We start from the raw sequence: 23,757 nt of genomic DNA, 5'->3' as shown, positions 1-23,757 counted from the left end.
CCAGCGCGCCCGTGCACCCATGTGCGACCAGGAGACCACCATGCCAGCACCAGTCAATGACCTCGACACCCTGCCGGCCGACTTGCCGGTGCCAGCCGATGACGGTGGCACCGATCACCTCCCCGGCCAAGCCCTGCCCCCGATTGCCCTGCCCGCCACCGATGGCCGCCTGATCAACCTGGCGCAACTGACCGGCGCCTGCGTGCTGTTTTTCTATCCCCGCACGGGGCAACCAGGCCAGCCACCTCTGGTCGACAACTGGAACGCCATCGCCGGCGCGCGCGGTTGCACGCCGCAGACCAAGGGCTTTCGCGACCACTTCGCTGCATTGACGGCACGCGGGGTGACGGTGCTGGGGCTGTCGACCCAATCATCGGACTACCAGCAGGAACTGGCCGGCCGCCTGGCGCTGCCATTTCCCTTGCTCAGCGATGCCGCGCTGGCACTGACTACGGCGATGGCACTGCCCACCTTCGAAGCGGCCGGCCAGCGGCTGTTCAAGCGCATGGCCTGGGTGGTCGAGGGGGGTACCATCGTCAAGGTGTTTTATCCGGTATTCCCGCCCGACCAGAACGCCAGTGACGTGCTCAACTGGCTACGTGCGCGCCCTTAAGACGCCCATTTAAAACACCTATTTACGACACGCAGGCGCAGGCATCGAAAATCGCCCGGAACGCCACTGCCGCGCCGCGTGCACCGCGCGCCACGGCGGCGACCCCGCGCGGGCCGGGCGGTCCCACCTGGCTGACCCATTGCTCGAGCACGATATGGTCATGCTCGAGCCGGTAATCGAGCGCGGCATGGCGCGCCACCGCCGCAAAGGCGGGCGCGGCGTACGGATACAGGCGCGCATAGCCGGCAAACTGGTCGACCAGTTCCTGCTCGCTGCGGATCGTCACTGGCGCGTGAAAAATGCCATAGCAGCCCAGGTAAGCGAGCGGCTCGTTGCTGGTCTGCACCATGAACTCGATCAGCGCGCTGGTACTGGCCAGCGGCGCCTGCTGCAGGTGACGCACGGCCGCGCCGCCGCACTGGCGCAAGCCATCGGCGAGGATGGCCGCATGGCCCAGTTCCTCTTCATAATGCCGCCACAGCAAGCGGGCGATCGCCCCATCGCGGCAGCGCTCTGCAGCGATCCGGTTGTGGACGTCGGCGCCCTCGGTGCGCCGATACAGCTGGCACAGAAAGGTCCATACCTGGGCCGGTCTTGCGTGGCCAGAAAGAAAATCGTGCCAGAACGGCGAGGCAAAAATATCGCCGACCCAGCCATCGCACAGCGCATAAAAGTCGTCCAGGAAGGCCGCACCATCAGCGGGGCAGGCGGCCAGACTGGCCACCATGGCGTTCTCATGCAACTGCTCGAGCAGCGCTGGCGGCAGCGTGCAGGCGCTATCGATAACGCCATCGGCCAGCTGGTCGATGGCCCCTTGCAGGATGCTGCCGTTGCCGATCGACAGCGTTGCCTCGGGCCCGTCGAGCAGCACACGCGTTCCCAGCCGATGCCGATGAACAAATGGCGCCAGGATCAAGACCCGCCGGTCAATGCTACGCATGGCTGCTCCCCAGACCGAGCCGTGGCAAGCGATAACCCGCCAGCGGTATCGAGGTGGTTTTTAGTTCAGTAAATTGCTCAATGCTCCAGCGGCCGCCCACCCGGCCCACCCCGCTGCTGCCGCGCCCGCCGAACGGCACCCGCAAGTCGCGGATCACCGGACTGTTGACGCTGACCACCCCGCAGCGCAGGCGTCCAGCCAGCACCAGCGCGGCCCCGCTGTCGGCGCCCCACAGCGATGCGGATAGTCCGTAGTCGCTATCGTTGGCCAAGCCGATGGCTTGTTCGACGTCATCAAAAGGCAGGACGGCGGCGACCGGGCCAAACACTTCCTGGCGAAACAGATCCATCTGCGCGCTGACCCCACTGAGCACCACCGGCGCCAGATAGCAGCCACCGCTGGTACCGTGCAATTGCTCGCCACCGCATTCCAGGCGGGCGCCCTGGCGCAGCGCCTGGCGCACATGGCCGCTGACGTCATCGAAATGCTGACGATCGATGAGCGGCCCCAGTTCACTGTCCGGGTCACGCGGATCGCCCACCCGGATGGCCTGGCTGCGGGCGACGAAGCGCTGCAAAAACGGTCCATACAATTGCTGCTGCACCAGGATGCGCGAACCGGCCGTGCACACTTCGCCGTTACTGGAAAACACCGACAGCAGGGCGCCATCGACCGCGCGCTCGAGATCGGCATCGGCCAGCACGATGGTGGGCGATTTGCCACCCAGTTCAAAGGTATTGCGGCGAAACGGATGGGCGCCGCGTGCCAGGATGGTGCGCGCCGTTGCCGTGCCGCCGACGAAACACAGGCCGTCGACCAGCGCGCTGTCGGTGATGGCGCTACCGGTCGGTTCAGCGCGGCCATGCACGATGTTGATGACGCCGGCGGGAAAATCGACGCCGGCCGCCAGTTCGGCCAGGAGCGACAGCGATAACGGTGCCCGTTCCGAACTCTTGATCAGCACCGTGTTGCCCGCTGCCAGCGCCGCCGCCAGATTGATGGTTGCCACCGCCAGCGGCGCATTCCATGGCGCCAGGATGGCCACCACGCCCAGCGGCTCGCGCCGCACCAGCTGCAGATAAGCATCCTCGGTGGCGACGCATTCACCGCTCATGCGCTCGGCCTCGCCGGCGAAATAGCGCAGGTGGGCAATCGCCCGTGGCAAGTGTCCCTGGGTGGTCATTTTCAGCAGCATGCCGGTATTGGCGGTTTCGGCATCGGCCAGGGCGGCCAGGTTGTCCTCGAGCAGATCGGCAAGTTCGCGCAGCCGGTCGGCGCGGTAGGCGGCGCTTTGGCGCGACCAGCGGCCGTCATCGAATGCCAGCCGCGCCGCCGTCAGCGCCTGCGCCACGCGTGCCGGCGAAGCGGCCGGCGCATGGCCGATCAAAGCGCCGTTGGCCGGATTGCGGGCGACGACGGTGTCAGCGCCAGCGGGACGGGCCAGTACGCCATCGACCAGTTCAGCCAGGATCCTCATGGCGCCGCGCTGACCGTACTAATCGGTAGCGAGCAGCCCGCCACCATGCGCACGCGCGCAGCACAGTCAGGCTGATGGCACGACTGCGTGCAGGTGTCGCTGGCGGCAGAGGGTTGCAAGTGCTGCAACTGCTGCAAGGGCTGCGCCGGGGCGGCAAATTCCGGCAGCGCGCGCAAGCGCTCGAAGGCGCGCGCGAAACAGCCGATCGCTTCATCGATGGCCGCGCGCTCGTGCACCGCTGACACCCATCCATGGCTGGCATGGCAATCGATGTGTTCGAGCAACAGCGCGGCGCGCAGCAAGCGATGCAGGTGCGCCCTGCTGCGCGTCAGTCCGATGGCAGCAGCGCCCGGCGCGGCCGCTTCGCCGGCGGCGACCGCCCCTATCATCAAGTGAAAAATCGAGCTTTGATGAAACGCCCGCACATCGACACCGCAAGCGCGCGCCGCGTCGTTGATGCCGTCGACCAGGCGCGCGGTCGCGCTGGCCGCAGCGCGTACGGCGTTGCCATCGGCAATCTGCGGCAGGGTCGCCAGCGCTGCCGCCGCGCTCAGCGCAAAGCCATTGAAGGTGCCGCTGTGGGGCGCATAGGCAGCTTGCCCGTTTGCCATCGGTCCACCGCCGATCACCCCCAGCAGGGACGCTTTACCACCGACCACACCGCCAGGCATGCCGCCGGCAGCGATCTTGGCCATCACGGTCAAGTCGGGCGTGACCCCGGCCAGCTGCTGCACGCCGCCGGCGGCATAGCGAAAGCAGCTGATCACTTCGTCAAACACCAGCAGCGTGCCGTGCGCCTCGGTCAGCTTGCGCAAGGCGGCCAGATAAGGGGCCGACCATGGCAGGCAACCGGCACTGCCACCACCGGGCTCGACAAACACGGCGGCGACGTCATCGTCAACCAGCAGCTCGGCCACCGAGTCAATGTCGAGCGGCGCCGCCAGGTCAATGAAATCGGCGCCGCCCGGGTTAAAACCGGCCGCCGTGGCCGGCATGGCATGCGCCAGTGCATCGTCGTGCCAGCCGTGAAAATTGCCATCGATGCGCACGATGCGCGCCCGCCCGGTCCACGCGCGCGCCACCCGCATCGCCAGCAGCGTCGCCTCGGTGCCGGAGCCGGTAAAGCGCACCCGTTCGCAACTGGGCACCAGCTGGCACAGCAGCTCGGCCCATTCGTGGTGCAGGCGGTGAACGCCGCCGAGGTGCTGACCGAGTGCGATCTGGCGCGTGACCGCCTCAACCACCGCTGGCTGCGCATTGCCGAACATGAGCGAGCCGTGCCCCGTCCACAGGTCGATATAGCGGCGACCGCTGACGTCCCACTTGTAGCCGCCGGCGGCGCGCTCGAAGACGATGGGAAAGGGGGCAAAGCGCCAGCTGTCGTGGGGGGCGCCGCCAGCGAGGCGGCTGGCGGCGCCGTCGCGATAGGCGGCGCCGCCCAACTCGCTGCAATAACTGGCGATCAGCGCATCGGCCGCCGTCGCCGCGCTCATTGCACCGCCTCCAGCGCGAACGGCCGCCGCGGGGCGAAGGCGCCGCTATCGGCATACGCGTCGTGGATGCCCTCAAAAAACAGGATGAACGATTCCGCCACACTTTGCATGACCGCGCTGGCGCGGCGCCGCGCCTGTGGCGACAGGGCGGGCTCTTCGCGGCACAGGGCGAAAAACGGCGGTGCAGCGTGCTCGAGCAGCAGGTCCATGCTGGCATGCTTGTGAAAGGCGGCGAACATTTCGCCGGCGTACGGGTACAGCGCCGTCAAGCTGCGATAAAAATGTTCCAGCTCGGCCGCGGTACCGGTCGACAGTCCCGGCTGCATGACGGCAAAACAGGCGGCGTAGGCGACCCCGCCTTCATAGGCCAGCTCGGTCAGATTATTGATCAGTGCGGCGGTTTGGGGCAGCGCCGGCGCCAGTTGCACCGAGCGGCTATCGATTCCGCTCTGGCGCAGACCGGCCAGAAAAATCTCGCCATGGTTCATTTCTTCGACATAGTGGCGGGCCAGTGCCGGACGCAGGCTGCGCGTCTGCCCGCTGTGGGCGACGCCGATCGGCATGTACAGATTGGCGGCGTCAACAAAGTGATAAAACTCGGTGCCCCAGCCAAACACCTGGGCCGACGTGCAGTCGCCCGCCAGCAGGCGCACCCAGAACGGCTGCTCGAAAATGGCACGGGCCCAGAAGCGCGCCTCGCGCTCGAACGCCAGCACCAGCGCATCGCTGTCACGGGCGTTGACGGCGCCATCGATCTCCAGCAGCAAATCGGCCTCGCGCAGCTGCGCGCACAGGTCGGCCAGAGCGGCGGGCGCTGCCAGCGGCGCCGTGCCGGTTTGCAATTGCGCGAGCCAGGCGGCCAGCGCCGCTGGCTGATTCGAGGCAATCGTGATGCTGTCTTCACGCGTGTCAAGCACCACGCCATCAAGCCCGCTGCGGATGGTACAGCCGGCCGACAGGCGCCATGGATGGTGGATGTGCGCTGTCATACCGCCTCCCGTCGATAGTTGCGCAGCGTCCGTAATGGCAGCGCGTCGGCCGCCTGGTAGTGCCGCATGATGTCGGTCGACCACATTTCGAGTGTTTCGACCAGGCCGTAGCCATGTTGCAGCGCCGCGCGCACGCGCGCCCGATCGAGCCTGCCGGCATGGGCGAGGACCTTGTCGACAAAGCCGCCGTGGCCATATTCTTCATCGAGGGCGACGTGGGCAGCCATCGGCCGCACGGCGCCACCGCCACCGTCGCTGCCGGTATTGTCGTAGCTGCGCCCGACCTGGCGAAAAAATTCGCTGGCCGCCAGGCGGTCCTTGCCGGTGGACTCCAGAAAACCCGAGCAGACGGCGTAGAACAAGGGGTCTTGCCGGGCCGCCGCGCGCATGGCGTGCTGCACGGCCGCCGTGGCGGGCAACGGCCGGCCCTGCTGCCGCTGCGCGGCATCGACACCGAGGGAGTCGAGCGCATGGGTAAAAAAGCGGAAATGATCCCATTCTTCGGCAAAGTGCTTGCTGAAGATCGTGCGGGTGGCGCGATCGCGTGCGAACGCAATGGCCATCGGCAAGCGGTCCATCACGCCATCGATGAACCACATCGATTCGACCACCCAGCCGACAAATACAGACCGGGGCAAGTTGCCCGCCGCCAGCCCCGTCCACAGGGGGTGCGAGAACAGCCTTTGCTTCCAGCTGTCATTAAGGCGCCGGCACAGGGCGCCGAACTGTTCAGGTTCCCAAGCACCATCGCCGCCGGCAGCGGCATCAGGCAACGCCAGCGCCAGCACACCCTGCTCCAGCAATTGCCCGATCACCTGTTGCAGGGTGGCTTGCACCAGCCCGCTCAAGCGCGCCAGCGCAGTGACCGTCAGCGCGCCGTTCATGGCTGTCAGCGCATGGCACAGCGGTGCCGGTGGCGGCCCGGACACGGTAAATACATGATCTTCGATGGCCAGTTCGATGGCATCGTCTGCAATGGCGACGATGGCGTCAGAGCGCAACACGGGACAACAATGAAGGTCGACCATGGCAGCCTCGCATACAACGGGTTGGACAGGCGCCGCCATGCACGCGGCGCCACGCGCTGCAACTTATTTGACAATCACGCCCAGCACCGGCATTGCCGATGTTTTACGTTTTTTGCTGACCTGTACCGTGATTTCATTCGATAAAGTAGCTGCGTCGTTTTCCACGATGCGCACGTGCGGCGCACCGCCTTTTGCAACGTGAATCACCACTTCATCTTCATTTAATGGCTTGCGCTGTTCTAGATTCATCATAGGCTCCCAAGTAAATACCTTATTTACACGTTGGCGGATACGCCTCTGCAGGAGAAGCGTGCTGCTCACTTCCCGGCGATGGCTGGAAAGTGAGCAAAGTATATCGCTGCGCAGAATCATGGCTGTGCATATTCTGGTTTTCTATCAAGGTTAACAGGAATCTGATAAATGACGTCGGCAATCGCCAGCGAAAATATCACCAATTGATAATAAGCATTGAAGAATGGAACAAAATACCGGACTATAAAATTAATTTAATAGAAGAATTAAAAAATAATTTTTTACTAAATAATTAAAATAATTTTCAGACGTAAAAAAGGGTGCCGCAGCACCCTTTTTTAATCAAGCTGAACGTTTATCTATCTCTAACGCACCAGCAGCGCATTGACCGGGCCCAGGTCCGCTTCGCGCAGCGAGCCGGCCGCCGCCTTCAGCCGCAAGCCGTTCATGATGGTGTCGTAGCGGGCGCGCGACAGGTCGCGGCGCGTCGAATACAACTGGCGCTGGGCATTCAAGACATCGATATTGATGCGTACGCCCACCTGGTAGCCCAGCTTGTTCGAGTCGAGCGCTGACTGGCTGGAGATTTCCGCCGCTTCCAGCGCTTTCACCTGGGCCAGCCCGCTATTGACGCCAAGGAAGGACTGGCGCGCGGCCAGAGCGGCGTTGCGCTTGGTGCTTTCGAGGTCGTTGCGGGCCTTGTCTTCCAGCGCAATCGATTCACGCACGCGGCTGGTGACGGCAAAGCCGCTGAAGATGGGGATGCTCCACTGCACGCCAATGGCGTTGCTGGTGGTGGTACCCGAGTTCGACGTGGCACCGCCAGCGTGAATGCGCTGCGAGGTGGCGACCAGGTCGGCGGTCGGGTAGTGACCGGCGCGGTTGCGCTTGATATCGCGCTTGGCGGACTCGAGCGACAACTGCGATACCGTCACGCCATAGTTTTGCGTTTCCGCCGACGACACCCAGGGATCGATGACGGCCGGCTGCGGTGGCGCCAGCACGATGCCGGTCTTCAAGGTCGCCAGCGCGGCGGGCGCCGCGCCAATGATCGCTTGCAGGGCGCTCTTCTTGTTTTCCAGATCATTCAGAGCGGCAAACTCTTGCGCCACCACCAGGTCATAGGCGGCCTGCGCTTCGTGGGTATCGGTAATGGTCTGGGTGCCCACCTCGAAATTGCGCTTGGCCGAGGCCAGCTGCTCGGTGGTGGCGGTTTTTTGCGCACGCGTCGAGTCCAGCGTGTCCTGCGCCGCCAGCACATCAAAATAGGCTTGCGCCACGCGGGTGATCAAGTCTTGCTGGGCCTGGGCAAACTGGGCTTCGGTGATCGCCTGCACCAGCTTGCTTTGCTCGTAGGTTTCCCAGCGATCCCAGCGAAACAGCGGTTGCGACAGCGCCAGCGTGACCTGGTTCGACGTGTAGCTGGCGTTCGATTTGCCCACCGTGCTCTGCAGGCCAGTCACGGGATTGGTCAGCACCACGCCCTCGTTGTAGGGCGACGCCTCATTGTTGTTGCGGGAATAGGCACCGCTCAAGCCCACGGTGGGCAGCAGCCCGGCCATGCCTTGCGGCACCTTCTCGCGCCCCGCCGCCAGCGCGGCGCGCGCGCTGGCATACACCGCGTCGTTCGCCAAGGCCTGCTGGTAGACCTGGATCAGGTCGGCCGCGTGGACATTGAGCGACAGGCATGCGCTGGCAATCAGCGCGGCGATCAGGGGTTTCTGCATTGCTCTCTCCGTGGGAGTGTCGAATTGAAAATTAAAAAATTGAAATTTAAAATAAAAATCAGTAGGTCGGCATGCTGCCGTCGACCTGTACGGCCCAGGCGTGGATGCCGCCCGTCAAATTGATGACCCTGGCGAAGCCATTGCGTTCCAAAAACGCCGCCACCTGCAGGCTGCGCGCGCCGTGATGGCAGATGCAAACGATTTCGGCATCCTCATCGAGGTCATCGATGCGGGCCGGAATGGTGTTCATGGTCATCAGGGTCGAACCGTCCAGATGGCAGTGTTCATATTCCCACGGCTCGCGCACGTCGAGCAGCAGCGGGCGCGGCTGGGCGGCGTCGGCAAGTCGGGCTGCCAGTTCAGGCGCGCTGAGATGTTGCATCGTTCAGAACGTGAAGTGGGAAACCACGGCGGCGTCGGCCAGATAAGCCACATTGGTCTCGAACACCTTGACGGTGTCGTAACCGCTGTCGGAGACGCGCGTGATGATGTTGCACGACATCACCGGCGCCTGGCCGATGATGGCGGCGATGCGACCGCCCACCTTGACCTGCTTGAGGAACGCTTCCGGCAGCACTTCGAGGGCGCCGGAAATGACGATGACGTCGTAGGGTGCGCCATGCTCCCAGCCCTGCGCGCCATTGCCCAGTTCGACGGTGACATTGCTCACACCGGCATTCGCCAGATTGCTTTCTGCCAACGTTTTGAGGGCTGGCACGTTTTCGACCGTGGTCACCGAGCGGCCTTTATGGGCCAGCAGGGCGGCCATGTAGCCGCTGCCGCTGCCGATTTCCAGCACGGTCTCGTGTTTTTTCAGTTGCACTTCCTGCAAAATGCGCGCTTCCAGCTTGGGCGTGAACATGAACTGCCCGCTGCCGAGGGGAATTTCGGTGTCGACAAAGGCCAGCGCCCGCGCCGCTTCCGGCACGAACTGCTCGCGCTTGACCACCACCAGGGTATCGAGCACGTCCTGGTCCAGCACGTTCCAGGGGCGGATCTGCTGTTCGATCATGTTAAAACGGGCTTGTTCAATATTCATGGTGAGACTCGGTGGGGAAAATGATAATGCGATATTTTATCGTGAACGGACCGCACCCAGACATCTTAACGACAAGCAATCTCAGACCGCCTGAAATTGCGACAGTCTGCAGTTTGAAGGGGCTGAACGTCGGATAGGGGCGACGTGGCTGCGGCGCCGCTTATGGGATGCCTGCGGGGACGACTGCGGGGACGACTGCAGCGGGCGCGCTCAAGCCGTGCAAGGCCATGTCGAGGAAGGTAGCAAGAAAGGTGTGCGGGTCGAGATCGGCGTGGTCGCACGGGCCCACCGAGTGTTTCCAGGTCATCAGCATGAGCATGGGGGCGATCAGCACCTGGGTCATGGCGGCGACGTTGACAGGACGGAATTCCCCGCGCGCGATGGCGCGCTCGAGCATGCTGGCAATCATGCGGCTGCCGCGGTTGATCACTTCATCTTTGTAAAAACTGGCAATGTCGGGGAAATTACCGGCTTCTGCCATGATCAGCTTCGGGATGCCCGAGGTTTTGCATTCGCCGCTGCGCTGCCACCAGCCCATGATGACGGTGCGCATCAGTTGATCGCTGGGACCGTCGAAATGGGCGATGGTGTCTTCGGCCTCGCCGATGATCGGCACGATGCTGGCGCGCACCACCGCCTTGAACAGCTCTTCCTTGCTGGCAAAATACAGGTAGAGCGTGCCTTTCGACACGCCGGCGCAGCGGGCGACGTCTTCCAGCCGGGTGGAAGCAAAGCCGCGCTCGACAAACAGGTCCAGCGCAGCCGCCAGCACTTCCTGCGGACGCGCATCTTTTCGGCGTTCCCAGCGCGGCTTGGGGTCAAACGGGCATGACATGCGATGGACCTGCTCTATCTTTATTGCAATGGAGGAAAGAATATGACCCGGACCGACGCCATTTGAGTTTTTTGACAACACTTTTGGCCCGCCAATTGTGAATTAAATTAATTAACCACGGGTCACTAATAGTAGGCGGGGCAGTCGTCCAGCGTCAAGCGAACGGCCGGTGGAGTATGATGTTTCACCAAGCTGAGGAGTTTACATGCCCGTTCAATTTGCCCGCACTCTGGCCGGCGCCCAGCGCGTCCAGCGCGCAAACCAGCAACTCGGGATGGTGCTTGCCTTCATCGCCGGCGCCCTCAATGCGGGGGGGTTCCTGGCCGTCAAACAGTACACCTCGCACATGACCGGCATCGTTTCGGCAATGGCAGACAATGCCGTGCTGGGGCACAGCAATGCCATTCCACTGGGCCTGGCGGCGCTGGGGGCCTTCGTGATCGGTGCTGCCGTCTCGTCGCTGATGGTCAACTTCGCGCGCCGGCGCCAGTTACACAGTCAATACGCGATGCCGCTGATGCTGGAAGCGCTGCTGCTGCTGTGTTTTGGTGTGGTAGGCGCGCAACTCAATGAGCGTCATCCGCTGACCCTGCCCTTCACCATGGCCCTGCTGTGCTTCGTGATGGGCTTGCAAAATGCGCTGATTACCAAATTATCGGGCGCCGAAATCCGCACCACCCACATCACCGGCATCGTCACCGACATCGGCATCGAGCTGGGGCGGATGTTTTACTGGCATTCGGGCAGGCATGACGATCTGCCGCCGGTGCACGCCGACCGTGCCCACCTGCGCCTGTTATTCGGCCTGGCCGGCTGCTTCACCGCTGGCGCCTTCATGGGTGCCTACGGTTTTCGGTATGTCGGCTACGCCACCACCTTGCCGCTGGCCGCCTTGCTGCTGGCGCTGGCGGCGGTGCCGATGATGGATGACGTGCGCAATTACCGCCGGCGGCCGCTGGCGTGAGCGCTATACTGGCCCCCCGCGCGCGCCCTGCCCTGGTTTTTTGCCCATGTTGACGTCCTTTGAATGCCGCCCCGACTGCGGCGCCTGCTGCACGGCGCCGTCGATCACCAGCCCCATCCCGGGCATGCCGAACGGCAAGCCGGCGGGCGTGCGCTGCATCCAGCTGGGCGACAACCACTTGTGCCTGATCTTTGGCCAAGCCGGGCGGCCGGGTTTTTGTGCGGGTTTGCAGCCATCGGCCGAGATGTGCGGCGCCAGCCGGGTCGAGGCGATGATGTGGCTGACCGCGCTGGAAATCGCCACCGCGCCCGTCCCCAGCTAAGTCGCCGTCAGGGCGGCGCCTGCTCGGCTGCCGCATCGCGCCGCTCGACCGTCCACGTGTGCCGCGGCACATGGCCGGGCCGCTGCCAGTCCGGCGGCATCCACAGGTGGCGCAGGCGCTGCCGCAGCGGCCCCGGCGCGGCGACGTCGCGCAGCAGGTCGACCAGTTCGTGCAGATTGAGCACCAGAAAATTATACGAACGAATTTGCCGCGGGATGCCGTACTCGACCTTTTCCTTTTCCTCCGCGAAGGTGCCGAACAGGCGGTCGAAGATGATCAGCACACCGCCATAATTTTTGTCGATGTATTGACGGTTGCGGCCGTGGTGGACGCGGTGGTGCGATGGCGTATTAAAAATCGCTTCGTACCAGCGCGGCAATGTGCCGATCGCTTCTGTGTGGACAAAATACTGGTAGACCAGATCGACCGCCAGCATGAACATCACCACCGCCGGCGGCACCCCCAGCCAGACGGGCGGCACATAAAAAATGAAGGAGCCGACGACCACATTGAGCACGCTCTGGCGCGCGGCCGTGCTGAAATTCATGGTTTCGCCGCTGTGATGGGGGACATGCGCGGCCCACCACCAGCGCACCCGGTGCGAGCTGCGGTGAAAGCAGTAATAACACGCTTCGAACAGCACAAAAATCGGTAACACGGTCCAGCCATTGACGGCGATGGTCCACAGCCGATGCTGGTACACCCAGGAAAAAATCGCCCCTGTCGCCAGCACCCAGGCCAGCGCTTCGGCCACCTGGTAGGCGCTGCCAAGGGCGACGTTGGCGAGAATTTCTTTCCACTGAAAACTGGCCTGCTGACCGCGCCGGCGCGCACCGCGCCATTCGACCACGAAGGCGAGCAGGAAAAACGGCGTGGCGCCGGCCAGCAAGACTTGCTTCCAGTCGACGTTGGTGCCCAGCAGTCCCGCCAGCGTTTCCTGTAATGCAGTGATCATCTGTCATCCCCCTTCAGCGTGCGTGCCGTCGATGATAGCGCGGCTGCCGCGTCCGACCAAGCCTGGCGGCGCCGCCGCGCAAAAAACAGGCTCCGATCGGGCCGGCAGCGCGGCAGCAAGGGGGCCGCTCGTGGTAAGCTTCGGCGCGGTTCCTGCGCAGCGCTGCGCGCAAGGCCGCTGCCGATTCGTTTTGCGCAGCGCGTATTTCGCCGACGCTTACACCACTTTCCTCACCGCTTCTCTCACCGCTTCTCTCACCGCTTCTCTCACCGCTTCTCTCACCTCTTCGAAAACATACATGGATCTCATTCTCGCGATCAAAGCCATTGTCATGGGCCTGGTGGAAGGTTTCACCGAATTTCTGCCGATTTCTTCCACGGGTCACTTAATTCTCGCTGGCAGCCTGCTCAACTTTACTGACGAGCGCGCCAAGGTATTCGATATCGCCATCCAGGCCGGCGCCATTCTCGCCGTGATGTGGGAATTCCGTGCGCGTATCAAGGCGGTGTTCAGCGGCATCGGCGAGCGCAAGCAGCAAAAATTCGTCCTCAACCTGTTCGTCGCTTTTTTGCCAGCCGCCATCCTGGGCCTGCTGTTTAGCAAGATGATCAAGGCCCATTTGTTCGCCCCGGTGCCAGTGGCGCTGGCCTTCATCGTCGGCGGCCTGATCATCCTGTGGGTGGAAAAACGCCAGCGCCAGCAAGGCAATATCGCGCGCATCGATTCGGTCGACGACATGACGGCAATGGATGCCTTCAAGGTCGGCTGTGCCCAGGCCTTTGCCTTAATTCCCGGCACCAGCCGCTCGGGTGCCACCATCATTGGCGGCATGATGCTGGGCCTGTCGCGCAAGGCGGCCACCGAATTCTCGTTCTTCCTCGCCATTCCCACGCTGCTGGCGGCCACCGTCTATTCGGTCTACAAGGAACGCGCCATGCTGTCGCTGGCCGACCTGCCGCTGTTTGGCATCGGCGGCTTTGCCGCCTTCGTGTCGGCATTCCTGTGCGTGCGCTGGCTGCTGCGTTACATCAGTTCGCACGACTTCACGTGGTTCGCCTGGTACCGCATCGCCTTCGGTATTGTTATCATCGCCAGTGCCCATTACGGGTGGGTGCAATGGGTCGAGTAAGGGTTTGAACCACGCTATGAGCAGCAATCTGATGGACGACGCCGGCAGCAGCACCAGTGACCTGGGCGCGCGCGCGCTGGCCATTCTCGACACTGTGTTCGGCTACCCGGCCTTTCGCGGCCAGCAGGCCGAGATCGTCGAACACGTCGCCAGCGGCGGCGACGCCCTGGTGCTGATGCCGACCGGGGGCGGCAAGTCGCTGTGTTACCAGATTCCCGCCCTGCTGCGCGATGGTGTCGGCGTGGTGGTGTCGCCGCTGATCGCGTTGATGCAAGACCAGGTCGATGCGCTGGCCGAAGTGGGCGTGCGCGCCGCCTTCCTCAATTCGACCCAGACCTACGAAGAAGCATCGCGCATCGAGCGGCTGGTGCGCACGGGCGGCATCGACCTGGTCTACGTGGCGCCGGAGCGCCTGATGACGCCCCGTTGCCTCGAACTGTTCGAAGCGTCGAACATCGCCCTGTTCGCCATCGACGAAGCGCACTGCGTGTCGCAATGGGGGCATGACTTCCGGCCTGAATACATCAAGCTATCGATCCTGCACGAGCGTTTCCCCAACGTCCCGCGAATCGCCTTAACCGCCACCGCCGACCACCAGACGCGCGCTGAAATCGCCCTGCGCCTGCAACTGGGCGAGGCGCGCGAATTCGTCTCGTCGTTCGACCGCCCGAATATCCGTTACCAGATCGTCGAAAAGGCCAATGGCCGCAAGCAGTTGCTCGACTTCATCAGCACCGAGCATGCGGGCGACGCCGGCATTGTCTACTGCCTGTCGCGCAAGAAGGTCGAAGAGACCGCCGAATTTTTGAACGAAAACGGCATCCGCGCGCTGCCGTACCACGCCGGCATGGAGTACGCCAAGCGCAGCGCCAACCAGGCCAAGTTCCTGCGCGAAGAACACATCGTGATGGTCGCCACGATTGCCTTCGGCATGGGTATCGACAAGCCGGACGTGCGCTTTGTCTGCCACCTCGATCTGCCGAAAAGCATCGAGGGTTATTACCAGGAGACGGGCCGCGGCGGCCGTGACGGCATGCCGGCTTCGGCCTGGATGGCGTATGGCTTGCAGGACGTGGTGCTGCAGCGTCGCATGATCGACGAATCGGATGCCGACGACAGTTTCAAGCGGGTGCTGTCGATGAAGCTCGACGCCATGCTGGGGCTGTGCGAAACGCTCACCTGCCGGCGCGTGCGCCTGCTCGAATATTTTGGCGAACGGGCCAGCCCGTGCGGCAATTGCGATACCTGCCTGCTGCCACCCGTGTCGTTCGATGGCACGGTGCCGGTGCAAAAGCTGCTGTCGACGATTTACCGGGTCGACCAGCGTTTTGCTGCCGGCCATGTGATCGATGTGCTGCGCGGCGTTTCGTCCGAGCGCATCACCCAGTGGCACCACGACGCCCTGTCGGTATACGGCATCGGCGCCGAACGCAGCGAGCAGGAGTGGCGCGCCATCCTGCGCCAGGCGATTGCGCTGGGCCTGGTGACGGTCGACCACGAAGTCTACAGCTCCTTGAAACTGACCGATGCGGCGCGCCCTGTATTAAAAGGCGGCCAGCAGGTGCAGTTGCGCCAGTATCAAAAACCGGTCAAGCAAAAGCGTGCGCCGGGCGCTGCGGCCAAGCCGCATCTGGAGATGGAACTGTCGAAATCGGAACAGGCGATTTTCGAGAAGCTGCGCTGGTGGCGGGTGGAAACGGCGCGCGCCCACGGCGTGCCCGCTTACGTCATTTTCGTCGATGCGACCTTACGCGAAATCGCCAAGGTCAAGCCGTCGTCGATCGACGATTTACGCGGCGTGACGGGAGTCGGCGAGAAAAAGCTGGTGTCGTATGGCGACGAGATTGTTGCCATCATCAACGAGATGGCCTAGGGAAGCTCTTCCCTCATTGTCAGCCCGTCAACCGCTTGCAGTCGGCAGGCCGGCCGCCTGCCAGCCGGCGATTCCCGCCGACATCACGGCGACATCGCTAAACCCCATCTGGCGGGCTCGCCGCGCTGCATTCGGCGCTTTGCTGCACAGCCAGTTCGAACAATAAAACACGAGCGGCGTGGTGCGCTCGGCTGGCAGGTCGGCGGCCGTGAAGTTCAAGGGGGCGAGCCGGCGCGCCTGCGGCACGTGCGCAGCCGTCCAGCTGTGGATGCTGTTGACGTCGACCACCACTACCGCGCCCAGGCGGTCGTGCAGGGCCGCCGGCGGCACGTTTTTCAAGCCGAATAGCCAGGCGACCATGTGCGCTCCCCATTGCTTGAGTTAAACATCAATGGACAATCGCATGCAGCAGGCGTAGCAGCACCAGCGCAAAGGCGGTTCCCAGCAGCGCCAGCGCCAGCGTTGCCGCCTGGTCGACCGGTGCCAGCAGCCATGCTGCCATGTAGCCGAGGCCACCGAGCACCAGTGCCCAGCCGGTGAAGCGGCGCAGCGCCTGCGTGTGGGCGGCGCTGCAGCGCGATGCCAGCGGCGCGAGAATTTTTGGTGCCTGGTTGGCATACATGACCACCAGCGCGCCCATCGCGATGCCGAGCAGGCGCGCGGCGCCATCGGCGCTGAGGAAGGCGGGCGACGCGATTTTCGAAACACCTGCCGTCAGTAGCAGGATGCCAGCGGCGAGCAGAGCGCGCAGCAGTTGAGTACGGTCGTGATGCGTCAGATTCATGACTTTCCCTTCAGGTGTGGGGAACGCAATGGTGGGGTGGCGCGCTGCAGCTGCAGGCCGAACACGCCGGCAAACCCGAGCAGCGCTTCTTCGAGTACGGACATATTGAGGTGGTAGGTGATCGCCCGGCCCTGCTTGTCAGCGACGATCAGCCCTGCCTCGGCGAGGACGGCGAAGTGGGCCGACATGGTCGGCTTCGATACGGCGAACTGGGCGGCAATTTCACCGGCGCCCAGCGGCCCCGCCTGCAGCAACTGCAGCACGGAGCGGCGGGTGGGGTCGGACAGGGCTTTGAAGACAGTGTTCATGGATTAGATTATTAGCTAAGCATCGAACTATGTCAAATGAAAATCACAGCATGCTGTGGATGTTGGGAAAAATGGGACAGGCACCAGCGGTGCCAGCCCCCTGCTGCCGGCATCGCGGCGTTAGGCCAAAACGGCCATCGCAGCGCATGCGGGCCACAAGCCTACGCCCCCGAGGCAAACGCAGATCAGCATCGGGTTGACGTCCCCCTAAGAATCACTGGCTTCGCCAGTGATTCTTACCTGACCATCTTTGCGCCTGTAAGCCGGTGTTCACCTTCGCTTCTCACTTCAAGCCCAAACAAAAGGTGGTTTTTACTTTTGTTTGATAAACACCAAATCCCACACCCCATGCCCCAGCTTAATACCGCGGTTTTCAAACTTGGTCAGCGGGCGGTAGGCCGGTTGCGGCGCATAGCCCTCGACGGTATTGTGGAGCAGCGGCTCGCTGCCCAGCACGTCGAGCATCTGGACGGCGTAATCTTCCCAGTCGGTGGCGCAGTGCAGGTAGCCGCCTGGCGCCAGTTTCTCGGCCAGCAGCTTGACGAACGGCGCTTGCAGCAGGCGCCGCTTGTTGTGGCGCGCCTTGTGCCAGGGATCGGGAAAGAACACGTGCACCCCCGCCAGCGAGGCATCGGGGATCATTTGATTGAGCACTTCGACGGCATCGTGCTGGATCAGGCGCAGGTTGGTCAACCCTTCTTCGCCGATCTGCTTGAGCAGGCTGCCGACCCCGGGGGTATGCACTTCCACGCCGATAAAATCGGTGCCTGGCATGGCCTTGGCGATATGCGAGGTGGTCGCGCCCATGCCAAAGCCAATTTCCAGCACCACCGGCGCCGTGCGGCCGAAGGCGTCGACGAAATCGAGCGGCGCCTTGCGGTAGCCGATCAGAAATTGCGGGCCCAGTTCTTCGAGCGCGCGCGCCTGCGCGATCGACAGCCGGCCGGCGCGGGTGACGAAGCTGCGGATGCGGTGCTCGGTGGGATCGTACAGCATGGCACGGCCACTGCTGGAAGGGTTTTCTGCGGACATGGAAGGCCAGGGGAGAGTCGAATGCGGCCGCCATTATATCGCACGGCGGTGGCCGAACATGGCGGGGCAGCGTCATCTTCCTGACATATTCGTTGGCTACACTGCGCCAACAATATTGGCAAACTGCCCACGCAGTTGCCCCGCGTTTATCCACCCTGGAGTGTTACATGAATGCTGTTACCGATCTGTCGCGTCGCCGTCTGTTGCAACTGTTTGGCGCCGCCCCCCTGCTCCCACTGGCTGGCCTGTCGTCGGCCGCCCTGCTGGCCGGCTGCGGCGGCGGTGCTGACCCGGGCGTTCCCCTGCCCGTGGTGACGCCGGCACCGACCCCGGTATCGTTCGCCAGCGTCAGCTTCAGCGGCATGGCCGCACCCAACCTGAACAATGCTGCCGCCATGGCCACCACCTCGGTGGGCTCGTCGATGACGGCCACCTTCACCGACCTGTCGAAAGTCGAGTTCAAGCTCGCGTACCAGCCGTTCTTCATGACGGGCGATCTGGTCAACGATGGCAACGGTGGCAAGATCCTGGCCGGCGGCTATGTCGACATCAACAACCAGCCCATCATCGACACCACGGTGGCTGGCAAAAACCGCCAGTTTTTTTCCGATTCGCCAGACGGCACCTCCTTGCTGACGGTACCGAATGCCAAGGTCGCTGGCGTCAAGGGCAACACCGTGTTTGCCGTGGTGCAGTTCGAATACACCACCTGGGCGCAGGATGGCACCACCAGCATGTACGGCAGACTGCCGTCGCCGATTGCCGTGCTCACGCTCGACCAGGACACCACCACGGGCAAACTGAGCCTGGTGAAATACCACAACGTCGACACCGCCTCCGTCAATGGCCTGTGGATCACCTGCGGCGCCAGCCTGTCGCCATGGGGCACCCACTTGTCGAGCGAAGAATACGAGCCGAACGCCTACCTTGCCTCCACCGATCCCCAGTTCAAGGCCTACAGCAAAAATCTGTACGGTAGCGAAACGGCCGCCAACCCGTACAACTACGGCCACCTGCCGGAAGTGACGGTCAACGTCGATGGCACCGCCTCGATCAAGAAGCATTACTGCATGGGCCGTATTTCGCACGAGCTGGTGCAGGTGATGCCGGACAACCGCACCGTCATCATGGGCGACGACGCCACCAACAGCGGCTATTTCGTGTTCATCGCCGACGTTGCCAAAGACTTGTCGGCGGGCAGCCTGTACGTGGCAAAAGTGGGCGCCGGCTTTTCGCTCGACCCCGCCGCCAGCGCCGCGCCGCTGACCTGGATCAAGCTCGGTTCGGCCTCCAGCGCGGAAATCCGCCAGCTGGCCAATACCCTCAAACCGCTCGACGTCATGGATGTGCGCATCAACGATCCGAAGGACACCACCTTCACCAAGGTGACCGCCAACGGCCGCGTCGAGTGGATCAAAGTGATGCCGAACATGCAAAAAGCGGCCGCCTTCCTGGAAACCCACCGCTACGCCGCACTGGTGGGCGCGTCGATGGGCTTTACCAAGATGGAAGGCACCACCGTCAACATCCACGACAAGATCGCCTACTCGGCGCTGCAGAACTGCCAGGGCTCCATGGTCGCCGGCAATACCTTTAACGTGCCCGGCAATGGCATCTCGATTCCGAAGGCGCTCGATGCTGGTGCCGTCATGATGCTGAACCTGACCGGCGGACAAAAGGACAGCATCGGCGCCGCCATCGACAGCGAATGGATGCCGGCCGACACCAAGGCGCTGCTGACGGGCGAAGACATCGCCGCCGATGATCTGGGCAACACCGCCAACCCGGACAAGATCGCCAATCCCGACAATCTGAAATTCTCGGAGAAAATGCGCACCCTGTTCATCGGCGAAGACAGCAGCCAGCACGTCAACAACTTCCTGTGGGCCTACAACGTCGACACCAAGGCGCTCTCGCGCATCATGTCGATCCCGTCCGGCGGCGAGTCGACCGGCCTGCACGCGGTCGATGAGGTCAATGGCTGGACTTACATCATGAGCAACTTCCAGCACGCCGGCGACTGGGGCGGCATCCACGGCAAAGTCAAAACCCAGCTCGATCCCCTGATCCGCGCCAACTACAAGGATAAATTTGGCGCTGCCGTGGGTTATCTGACGGCGGAAGTGAGCCAGATCAAGCTGAACAAAGCGTAATTCCTCAGTTCAGCAGTTCAGCAAAAAACGGCCGGTGCCCAATGGTGGCACCGGCCGTTTGCGTTTGCGTTGGCGTTGGCGTTGGCGTTGGCGTTGGCGTTGGCACTACGGCCCGGCGCGCCGGCTGCGCACGGGCAGCGCCGCCTCTTCGGCCTGCTGTTGATCCTGGTCGACTGGCGGCTGGCGGCGGCGCCAGTTGCAGTCACCGCCGCAGCTGCTCAGATCGCACCCATCAAACAGATGCGGCAGGTGGCAGCCGTGCGGGCCGTGACAGGGCAGATCGCAGCTAGATGGCACATCACAGCCGCCGCAATCGATGATGCCTGCCTGACGCGAACGGGGCACCGCCAGGGTGACGCGCTGCAGGCGCCGGTACGCCACGCCGCAACGGTACAGGCGCTGATCGAGCACGCCAACGCCGCGCCACAGGCCAAACCGGCGGATCGCCCGGTAACCCAGAGCGGAACAGCTGGCATGCCCGCACACGGCCGCATAGGCGCACGAAAACCCCTTGTAGGGCGACAGGTAACGTTGATAGAGCCGGATGGCGTACAGGGCAAGGGATTTCACGGAGGGCGCCGGAAGCAAAAATTTGAGCCTAGCATATTGCTCAAATTCAAGGAATCGGGTGGCGCTCACGTTCGCAGCGAGCGCTCAGCCTGTGCAACGGACCTGTGGCAGGCCGTACAGCTGCGCCGTGATGACTGGAGCGGGTGAAGGGAATCGAACCCTCGTCGTAAGCTTGGGAAGCTTCTGCTCTACCATTGAGCTACACCCGCGACACCCGCATTCTACGCGGGTTCTGGCGTATTCGACAAATTTCGCCATTGCAAGTGTGATCGAAAGTACGATGCTCGCCCTCGCAAGGATGTGATGGCGCTCGCCGCGATGTCGGACACTACATTCTACTAACGCAGAAAATCTGGTAAAAGACTGAGAGGACTCGAAAGAAAATCAGGCAGAGTGTCTTTGATTAAGAGCGCCTAACAAAACCTCTCGACATACCGCCAACAGATGAGCGAGCAGGCAAGCGACAGGAAAGCCTGGTGCACATCCGCTCGCCGCTCATGTCGGATGCACAATCTGCGGAAGCGGTGTAGCCAACCCAACGTTCGCTCGACGACCCAACGCCACCGTCCGAGCCTTTCGCGCGAATCTACACCGTAGCGCGATCCGAGCCGCGATGCCCCGACTGCGCAGCCAGGCCCGATGAACTCTCGAAGCATACGCTCGGTCAGCATGCAGCTTACCTGGACGTTTGCGTGCACGGCCAGCCAACCCTTTAACCGCGGGAATTGACTCTACCAGCGGGATGAGGAAACGCGAGTCGTGTACTTGGGCGCCCGAGATCTGAGCTACCAGCGGAAGCCCACGCTCATCGACCAGCAAATGGTGTTTGCTTCCGAGTTTGCCGCGATCGCTTAGGTTTCGGCCTGTGTGCTCGCCCCGGCAGGTGCCGGTACGCTTGCAGCGTCAACGCAAGCTCGATCCCACATGATCTGGTCGTGCTCTCGGAGCCGTCGAAGAATCGCCTCGTGGATGCGCTGCCAAACGCCCGCTAGCATCCATTCGTGAAGACGACGCCAGCAAGTCATGCCACTGCCGCAGCCAAGTTCTCGCGGCAGGTACTCCCACGGTATTCCAGTCTTAAGAACAAACAGGATTCCAGTCAAGGCCGCACGATCATCGATGCGCGGGCGGCCGCCTTTCGGCGATAGGCGACGGGTTGGAAGATGAGCTGCGATAAGTGACCACAGGTCTTCGGGAAGAAGTGCTCGGGCCATGGTATCAGTCCGTCTACGAACACGGACGCCATGTTAGTGCCCTAACTGGGTCAGCGTACGTCCGCTATCGACCCAAAGCAGACGTTTTTCACAGCATGCCGTTTAGCGACGCATCAGCAGGACCACCAGACAACGTCAACGATTTTTCATCTATCGTTTTTTACCTAGTGCATGGGCGACCATGCCCGTAAGGTACGCACCGCACAGCAAAAACGTTGCCATCAACAGGTTGAATGCCAGGTCGAACTTAGGATGCTGTGTGATTTGACTTGCCGCCGCTTCAGGGCCGTAGTGGATATGCGCCTGCGGACAATCGAGATCCCAGACTTGATTTACCCTTCCAAACGAGCTGAGCACCGCCCTTATTTTTGCCGTGGCCATGCAGCCTTTGAGCTGTCGTCCGGCATCGTCGGTAATCTGCGGCATCTTGAGACCGCCTTTGGGATCGCCGCCTAGCTGGTCGGGAAACGACAGCCATGTGGTTTCCCCATCGCCGAATCGGACTTTAAAATTTGGCGTCCGGTCGCGCACCTCTGTAATCCTAAAAGTGGTTGTTTTTAGATCGGCAGGCTCCCGTACAGTCGAATAATTGAACACGACGACCGAGTCGAAACAGGAACTCAAGAACAGCCAAAGCAGCAGCGCCGACAAAAACCAACAAATGCGCGCAAGTGGCGGCGACAATGGCAAATACTGATCGCCCTGATCTTTTAAATTTGTTGTTGGCATGGCGGTCGACATTAGCGTCTCTTCTGTTCTTCGCGTAAGTCCGCTGTTACCGATCTCGGGCGTTCAGTATAAGGCAACTTTCGACCCATTGCAGACGCTCAGGCTTCGGTATGTCGCACGACGTTAACCGAGAGGCCAACTTCGGCGCGAGGGTTGGAATTTCCCAGATCAACGCTTAAGTACAATGCCGAGTTGTTGGCCTCAGCAAGGTCGACTTCCGCCGCTGCCTTCAACAGAAACTCTCCAATTGCACGTAGCTCTTCCGGCGTTCCCTGAAAATCTACGTCAACAATCGTCACAGGAAGTATGCCGCCGTCTGCGTCCGGTTCTTCAGGCCAGCCAACAATACACATCTTGTTTTTCCAAGTTAGTTGAACGGCCGCTTCTGGCCGAAAGCAGTCTGCCACTGGCCGTCTGGTATCGACCCATTGCGGACGTTACCTATGTCAATTTTTTCGCTTCCACAAGCCGATGATTTGTCAGTTCGGCAATTGAGCTCTTCTTCTCGATAGCAATCTGCCAAGTCTCCCCAACTGGAATGAAAGAGATTTCCTTACCGAATATGTTTGCGTGATAAAAGTGGAAAGTCACCAGCGGGGGCCGTTGGACAGAGAATCCAACCCAAGCAATCTCTTCAAGTTTGATCGAAATAACCTTACCTCTGCGGCGGATAACGAAGTTACTTCCGAAGTCAGTGACCGAATCAGCAAGGTCCCACCATATGTGGTGGATAACCGCACAAGCGGTGCAAAACAATGACAATATTGACCCTGATTGTGCCAAATTAATATCGTGAAGGGCGGGGAATTTACGCATCAACGCAATAACGCAACTAATGCATAAAACCGTAAACAACCCCATCTGAAATAGTGTTCCGGGAATCGCTAGGTTTTTCTTCATGGTCAAAGTCGTCCAGATACTGAATTCTTACGTTAGCGCAAAGTCGAGAGATCGTCCATTGGCGGGTCCGCTTTTGGCCAAATCCGGCTGTTCGGACAAGTCTAGCATGTTGCTAATCTGAACTTGTTGCAATTTTTGCTGACTGGCCGCATCCGACCCGAAGCGGACGATGGAAAGCCGCCGTCAAGGTAAATTGCGGTTTTTCTGCTGCCGCCTAAAAATAAAAAGTGCCGTCCCAGCAAGTGCTCCAAAAACGAAGGTTCGAGTCCAGTGATAATCGACTGGATCTCCAGCGGTATGGACGTAGAGAAGGGGCAGCCTCTAAAACCAAGTGCAACACCCTTTGCTGTAAGGTGCTGCCATGCCGAAAATCTATACCCATCTGACGACACAGGAGCGCGCCGTCGTGATGACCATGCGGGACGACCAGT

25 protein-coding genes, 1 tRNA gene and 1 pseudogene are annotated in these 23,757 nt (G+C 62.0%); 6 read left to right on the top strand and 21 right to left on the bottom strand.

Annotation, left to right across the window (positions count from 1 at the left end; all coding sequences use genetic code 11):
- Positions 1 to 40: 40 nt before the first annotated feature.
- The gene (locus ACP7BZ_RS21815; protein ID WP_426117094.1) at positions 41 to 613 is read left to right on the top strand and encodes a peroxiredoxin; all 573 of its coding nucleotides are present in this window, start codon (positions 41 to 43) and stop codon (positions 611 to 613) included.
- A 22-nt stretch (positions 614 to 635) separates the two neighbouring features.
- Here the strand turns inward: ACP7BZ_RS21815 and ACP7BZ_RS21810 are convergent, their stop codons facing one another.
- The 10 genes from ACP7BZ_RS21810 to ACP7BZ_RS21765 form a co-directional block, all read right to left on the bottom strand.
- Positions 636 to 1,553, bottom strand: a complete 918-nt coding sequence (locus ACP7BZ_RS21810) for a hypothetical protein (protein WP_426117093.1) — start codon at positions 1,551 to 1,553, stop codon at positions 636 to 638.
- Positions 1,546 to 3,030 carry an aldehyde dehydrogenase family protein gene (locus ACP7BZ_RS21805; RefSeq protein WP_426117091.1) on the bottom strand — a complete coding sequence of 495 codons (1,485 nt, stop codon included), beginning with the start codon at positions 3,028 to 3,030 and terminating at the stop codon, positions 1,546 to 1,548. Before ACP7BZ_RS21805 ends, ACP7BZ_RS21810 begins: the two co-directional genes overlap by 8 nt.
- Complete coding sequence (locus tag ACP7BZ_RS21800) at positions 3,027 to 4,523, bottom strand: aminotransferase class III-fold pyridoxal phosphate-dependent enzyme (protein ID WP_426117089.1); 1,497 nt, start codon at positions 4,521 to 4,523, stop codon at positions 3,027 to 3,029. Before ACP7BZ_RS21800 ends, ACP7BZ_RS21805 begins: the two co-directional genes overlap by 4 nt.
- The gene (locus ACP7BZ_RS21795) at positions 4,520 to 5,512 is read right to left on the bottom strand and encodes an iron-containing redox enzyme family protein (protein ID WP_426117087.1); all 993 of its coding nucleotides are present in this window, start codon (positions 5,510 to 5,512) and stop codon (positions 4,520 to 4,522) included. The genes ACP7BZ_RS21800 and ACP7BZ_RS21795 overlap by 4 nt, the downstream gene beginning before the upstream one ends.
- Positions 5,509 to 6,540 (bottom strand): hypothetical protein, encoded by a 1,032-nt coding sequence (locus ACP7BZ_RS21790; RefSeq protein ID WP_426117085.1) that lies wholly within the window; start codon positions 6,538 to 6,540, stop codon positions 5,509 to 5,511. Before ACP7BZ_RS21790 ends, ACP7BZ_RS21795 begins: the two co-directional genes overlap by 4 nt.
- A 63-nt stretch (positions 6,541 to 6,603) precedes the next feature.
- Positions 6,604 to 6,912, bottom strand: coding sequence for a hypothetical protein (locus ACP7BZ_RS21785; RefSeq protein WP_426117083.1), 309 nt, complete (start codon positions 6,910 to 6,912; stop codon positions 6,604 to 6,606).
- A 245-nt stretch (positions 6,913 to 7,157) separates the two neighbouring features.
- Positions 7,158 to 8,519: a TolC family outer membrane protein gene (locus ACP7BZ_RS21780; protein WP_426117081.1), complete on the bottom strand. Its 1,362-nt coding sequence runs from the start codon at positions 8,517 to 8,519 to the stop codon at positions 7,158 to 7,160.
- A 58-nt stretch (positions 8,520 to 8,577) separates the two neighbouring features.
- Positions 8,578 to 8,901 carry a rhodanese-like domain-containing protein gene (locus tag ACP7BZ_RS21775; protein WP_426117079.1) on the bottom strand — a complete coding sequence of 108 codons (324 nt, stop codon included), beginning with the start codon at positions 8,899 to 8,901 and terminating at the stop codon, positions 8,578 to 8,580.
- Positions 8,902 to 8,904: 3 nt separating this feature from the next.
- Positions 8,905 to 9,558, bottom strand: a complete 654-nt coding sequence (locus ACP7BZ_RS21770) for a protein-L-isoaspartate O-methyltransferase family protein (RefSeq protein ID WP_426117077.1) — start codon at positions 9,556 to 9,558, stop codon at positions 8,905 to 8,907.
- A gap of 160 nt (positions 9,559 to 9,718) precedes the next feature.
- Positions 9,719 to 10,393: a TetR/AcrR family transcriptional regulator gene (locus tag ACP7BZ_RS21765; protein WP_426117075.1), complete on the bottom strand. Its 675-nt coding sequence runs from the start codon at positions 10,391 to 10,393 to the stop codon at positions 9,719 to 9,721.
- Positions 10,394 to 10,598: 205 nt separating this feature from the next.
- Here ACP7BZ_RS21765 and ACP7BZ_RS21760 point away from each other — a divergent pair, with 205 nt between their 5' ends.
- Complete coding sequence (locus ACP7BZ_RS21760) at positions 10,599 to 11,357, top strand: YoaK family protein (protein WP_426117073.1); 759 nt, start codon at positions 10,599 to 10,601, stop codon at positions 11,355 to 11,357.
- A gap of 46 nt (positions 11,358 to 11,403) precedes the next feature.
- A complete protein-coding gene (locus ACP7BZ_RS21755; protein WP_426117071.1) occupies positions 11,404 to 11,679 on the top strand; it encodes a YkgJ family cysteine cluster protein in 276 nt (91 codons plus the stop codon).
- 7 nt (positions 11,680 to 11,686) lie between these two features.
- On the opposite strand, the gene ACP7BZ_RS21750 is transcribed toward ACP7BZ_RS21755, so the two are convergent.
- Entirely contained in the window at positions 11,687 to 12,634 is a 948-nt protein-coding gene (locus ACP7BZ_RS21750) for a sterol desaturase family protein (protein ID WP_426117069.1), read from the bottom strand.
- 298 nt (positions 12,635 to 12,932) lie between these two features.
- Here ACP7BZ_RS21750 and ACP7BZ_RS21745 point away from each other — a divergent pair, with 298 nt between their 5' ends.
- Both ACP7BZ_RS21745 and recQ read left to right on the top strand, forming a co-directional pair.
- The gene (locus ACP7BZ_RS21745; protein WP_426117067.1) at positions 12,933 to 13,763 is read left to right on the top strand and encodes an undecaprenyl-diphosphate phosphatase; all 831 of its coding nucleotides are present in this window, start codon (positions 12,933 to 12,935) and stop codon (positions 13,761 to 13,763) included.
- Between the two features lie 16 nt (positions 13,764 to 13,779).
- The gene (gene recQ, locus ACP7BZ_RS21740; RefSeq protein ID WP_426117065.1) at positions 13,780 to 15,636 is read left to right on the top strand and encodes a DNA helicase RecQ; all 1,857 of its coding nucleotides are present in this window, start codon (positions 13,780 to 13,782) and stop codon (positions 15,634 to 15,636) included.
- Positions 15,637 to 15,663: 27 nt separating this feature from the next.
- Here the strand turns inward: recQ and ACP7BZ_RS21735 are convergent, their stop codons facing one another.
- The 4 genes from ACP7BZ_RS21735 to trmB form a co-directional block, all read right to left on the bottom strand.
- Positions 15,664 to 15,996: a rhodanese-like domain-containing protein gene (locus tag ACP7BZ_RS21735; protein WP_426117063.1), complete on the bottom strand. Its 333-nt coding sequence runs from the start codon at positions 15,994 to 15,996 to the stop codon at positions 15,664 to 15,666.
- 28 nt (positions 15,997 to 16,024) lie between these two features.
- Positions 16,025 to 16,420 (bottom strand): hypothetical protein, encoded by a 396-nt coding sequence (locus ACP7BZ_RS21730; RefSeq protein WP_426117061.1) that lies wholly within the window; start codon positions 16,418 to 16,420, stop codon positions 16,025 to 16,027.
- Entirely contained in the window at positions 16,417 to 16,728 is a 312-nt protein-coding gene (locus ACP7BZ_RS21725) for an autorepressor SdpR family transcription factor (protein ID WP_426117059.1), read from the bottom strand. Before ACP7BZ_RS21725 ends, ACP7BZ_RS21730 begins: the two co-directional genes overlap by 4 nt.
- A gap of 312 nt (positions 16,729 to 17,040) precedes the next feature.
- Positions 17,041 to 17,724, bottom strand: coding sequence for a tRNA (guanosine(46)-N7)-methyltransferase TrmB (gene trmB / locus ACP7BZ_RS21720; protein WP_426117170.1), 684 nt, complete (start codon positions 17,722 to 17,724; stop codon positions 17,041 to 17,043).
- 203 nt (positions 17,725 to 17,927) lie between these two features.
- Here trmB and ACP7BZ_RS21715 point away from each other — a divergent pair, with 203 nt between their 5' ends.
- Complete coding sequence (locus tag ACP7BZ_RS21715) at positions 17,928 to 19,913, top strand: PhoX family protein (protein ID WP_426117057.1); 1,986 nt, start codon at positions 17,928 to 17,930, stop codon at positions 19,911 to 19,913.
- A 105-nt stretch (positions 19,914 to 20,018) separates the two neighbouring features.
- On the opposite strand, the gene yidD is transcribed toward ACP7BZ_RS21715, so the two are convergent.
- From yidD to ACP7BZ_RS21685, 6 genes and pseudogenes are all read right to left on the bottom strand, one after another.
- Positions 20,019 to 20,483, bottom strand: a complete 465-nt coding sequence (gene yidD / locus ACP7BZ_RS21710) for a membrane protein insertion efficiency factor YidD (RefSeq protein ID WP_426117055.1) — start codon at positions 20,481 to 20,483, stop codon at positions 20,019 to 20,021.
- Between the two features lie 135 nt (positions 20,484 to 20,618).
- Positions 20,619 to 20,692, bottom strand: a tRNA-Gly gene (locus ACP7BZ_RS21705).
- A 204-nt stretch (positions 20,693 to 20,896) separates the two neighbouring features.
- Positions 20,897 to 21,697 (bottom strand): annotated as a pseudogene (locus tag ACP7BZ_RS21700) (IS5 family transposase).
- A gap of 150 nt (positions 21,698 to 21,847) precedes the next feature.
- Positions 21,848 to 22,438: a hypothetical protein gene (locus ACP7BZ_RS21695; RefSeq protein ID WP_426117053.1), complete on the bottom strand. Its 591-nt coding sequence runs from the start codon at positions 22,436 to 22,438 to the stop codon at positions 21,848 to 21,850.
- A gap of 86 nt (positions 22,439 to 22,524) precedes the next feature.
- Complete coding sequence (locus tag ACP7BZ_RS21690; RefSeq protein WP_426117051.1) at positions 22,525 to 22,779, bottom strand: hypothetical protein; 255 nt, start codon at positions 22,777 to 22,779, stop codon at positions 22,525 to 22,527.
- 88 nt (positions 22,780 to 22,867) lie between these two features.
- Positions 22,868 to 23,326, bottom strand: coding sequence for a hypothetical protein (locus ACP7BZ_RS21685; protein ID WP_426117049.1), 459 nt, complete (start codon positions 23,324 to 23,326; stop codon positions 22,868 to 22,870).
- Positions 23,327 to 23,757: the final 431 nt, after the last annotated feature.

This window comes from Massilia sp. PWRC2 (genome assembly GCF_049896725.1).
GTDB lineage: Bacteria > Pseudomonadota > Gammaproteobacteria > Burkholderiales > Burkholderiaceae_D > JAFCUW01.
Note: the sequence above shows the minus strand (reverse complement) of the source record. Positions and strands in the feature narration are given on the sequence as shown.

Coding starts and splice junctions, on each gene's coding strand:
- ACP7BZ_RS21755 (WP_426117071.1), top strand. CDS start 11,404: ATGTTGACGTCCTTTGAATGCCGCCCCGACTGCGGCGCCTGCTGCACG.
- ACP7BZ_RS21800 (WP_426117089.1), bottom strand. CDS start 4,523: ATGAGCGCGGCGACGGCGGCCGATGCGCTGATCGCCAGTTATTGCAGC.
- ACP7BZ_RS21815 (WP_426117094.1), top strand. CDS start 41: ATGCCAGCACCAGTCAATGACCTCGACACCCTGCCGGCCGACTTGCCG.
- ACP7BZ_RS21725 (WP_426117059.1), bottom strand. CDS start 16,728: ATGAACACTGTCTTCAAAGCCCTGTCCGACCCCACCCGCCGCTCCGTG.
- ACP7BZ_RS21730 (WP_426117061.1), bottom strand. CDS start 16,420: ATGAATCTGACGCATCACGACCGTACTCAACTGCTGCGCGCTCTGCTC.
- ACP7BZ_RS21775 (WP_426117079.1), bottom strand. CDS start 8,901: ATGCAACATCTCAGCGCGCCTGAACTGGCAGCCCGACTTGCCGACGCC.
- ACP7BZ_RS21695 (WP_426117053.1), bottom strand. CDS start 22,438: ATGTCGACCGCCATGCCAACAACAAATTTAAAAGATCAGGGCGATCAG.
- ACP7BZ_RS21745 (WP_426117067.1), top strand. CDS start 12,933: ATGGATCTCATTCTCGCGATCAAAGCCATTGTCATGGGCCTGGTGGAA.
- ACP7BZ_RS21685 (WP_426117049.1), bottom strand. CDS start 23,326: ATGAAGAAAAACCTAGCGATTCCCGGAACACTATTTCAGATGGGGTTG.
- ACP7BZ_RS21770 (WP_426117077.1), bottom strand. CDS start 9,558: ATGAATATTGAACAAGCCCGTTTTAACATGATCGAACAGCAGATCCGC.
- ACP7BZ_RS21805 (WP_426117091.1), bottom strand. CDS start 3,030: ATGAGGATCCTGGCTGAACTGGTCGATGGCGTACTGGCCCGTCCCGCT.
- ACP7BZ_RS21735 (WP_426117063.1), bottom strand. CDS start 15,996: ATGGTCGCCTGGCTATTCGGCTTGAAAAACGTGCCGCCGGCGGCCCTG.
- ACP7BZ_RS21750 (WP_426117069.1), bottom strand. CDS start 12,634: ATGATCACTGCATTACAGGAAACGCTGGCGGGACTGCTGGGCACCAAC.
- recQ (WP_426117065.1), top strand. CDS start 13,780: ATGAGCAGCAATCTGATGGACGACGCCGGCAGCAGCACCAGTGACCTG.
- ACP7BZ_RS21765 (WP_426117075.1), bottom strand. CDS start 10,393: ATGTCATGCCCGTTTGACCCCAAGCCGCGCTGGGAACGCCGAAAAGAT.
- ACP7BZ_RS21780 (WP_426117081.1), bottom strand. CDS start 8,519: ATGCAGAAACCCCTGATCGCCGCGCTGATTGCCAGCGCATGCCTGTCG.
- ACP7BZ_RS21690 (WP_426117051.1), bottom strand. CDS start 22,779: ATGTGTATTGTTGGCTGGCCTGAAGAACCGGACGCAGACGGCGGCATA.
- ACP7BZ_RS21795 (WP_426117087.1), bottom strand. CDS start 5,512: ATGACAGCGCACATCCACCATCCATGGCGCCTGTCGGCCGGCTGTACC.
- ACP7BZ_RS21785 (WP_426117083.1), bottom strand. CDS start 6,912: ATGATTCTGCGCAGCGATATACTTTGCTCACTTTCCAGCCATCGCCGG.
- trmB (WP_426117170.1), bottom strand. CDS start 17,724: ATGCTGTACGATCCCACCGAGCACCGCATCCGCAGCTTCGTCACCCGC.
- ACP7BZ_RS21760 (WP_426117073.1), top strand. CDS start 10,599: ATGCCCGTTCAATTTGCCCGCACTCTGGCCGGCGCCCAGCGCGTCCAG.
- ACP7BZ_RS21810 (WP_426117093.1), bottom strand. CDS start 1,553: ATGCGTAGCATTGACCGGCGGGTCTTGATCCTGGCGCCATTTGTTCAT.
- ACP7BZ_RS21790 (WP_426117085.1), bottom strand. CDS start 6,540: ATGGTCGACCTTCATTGTTGTCCCGTGTTGCGCTCTGACGCCATCGTC.
- ACP7BZ_RS21715 (WP_426117057.1), top strand. CDS start 17,928: ATGAATGCTGTTACCGATCTGTCGCGTCGCCGTCTGTTGCAACTGTTT.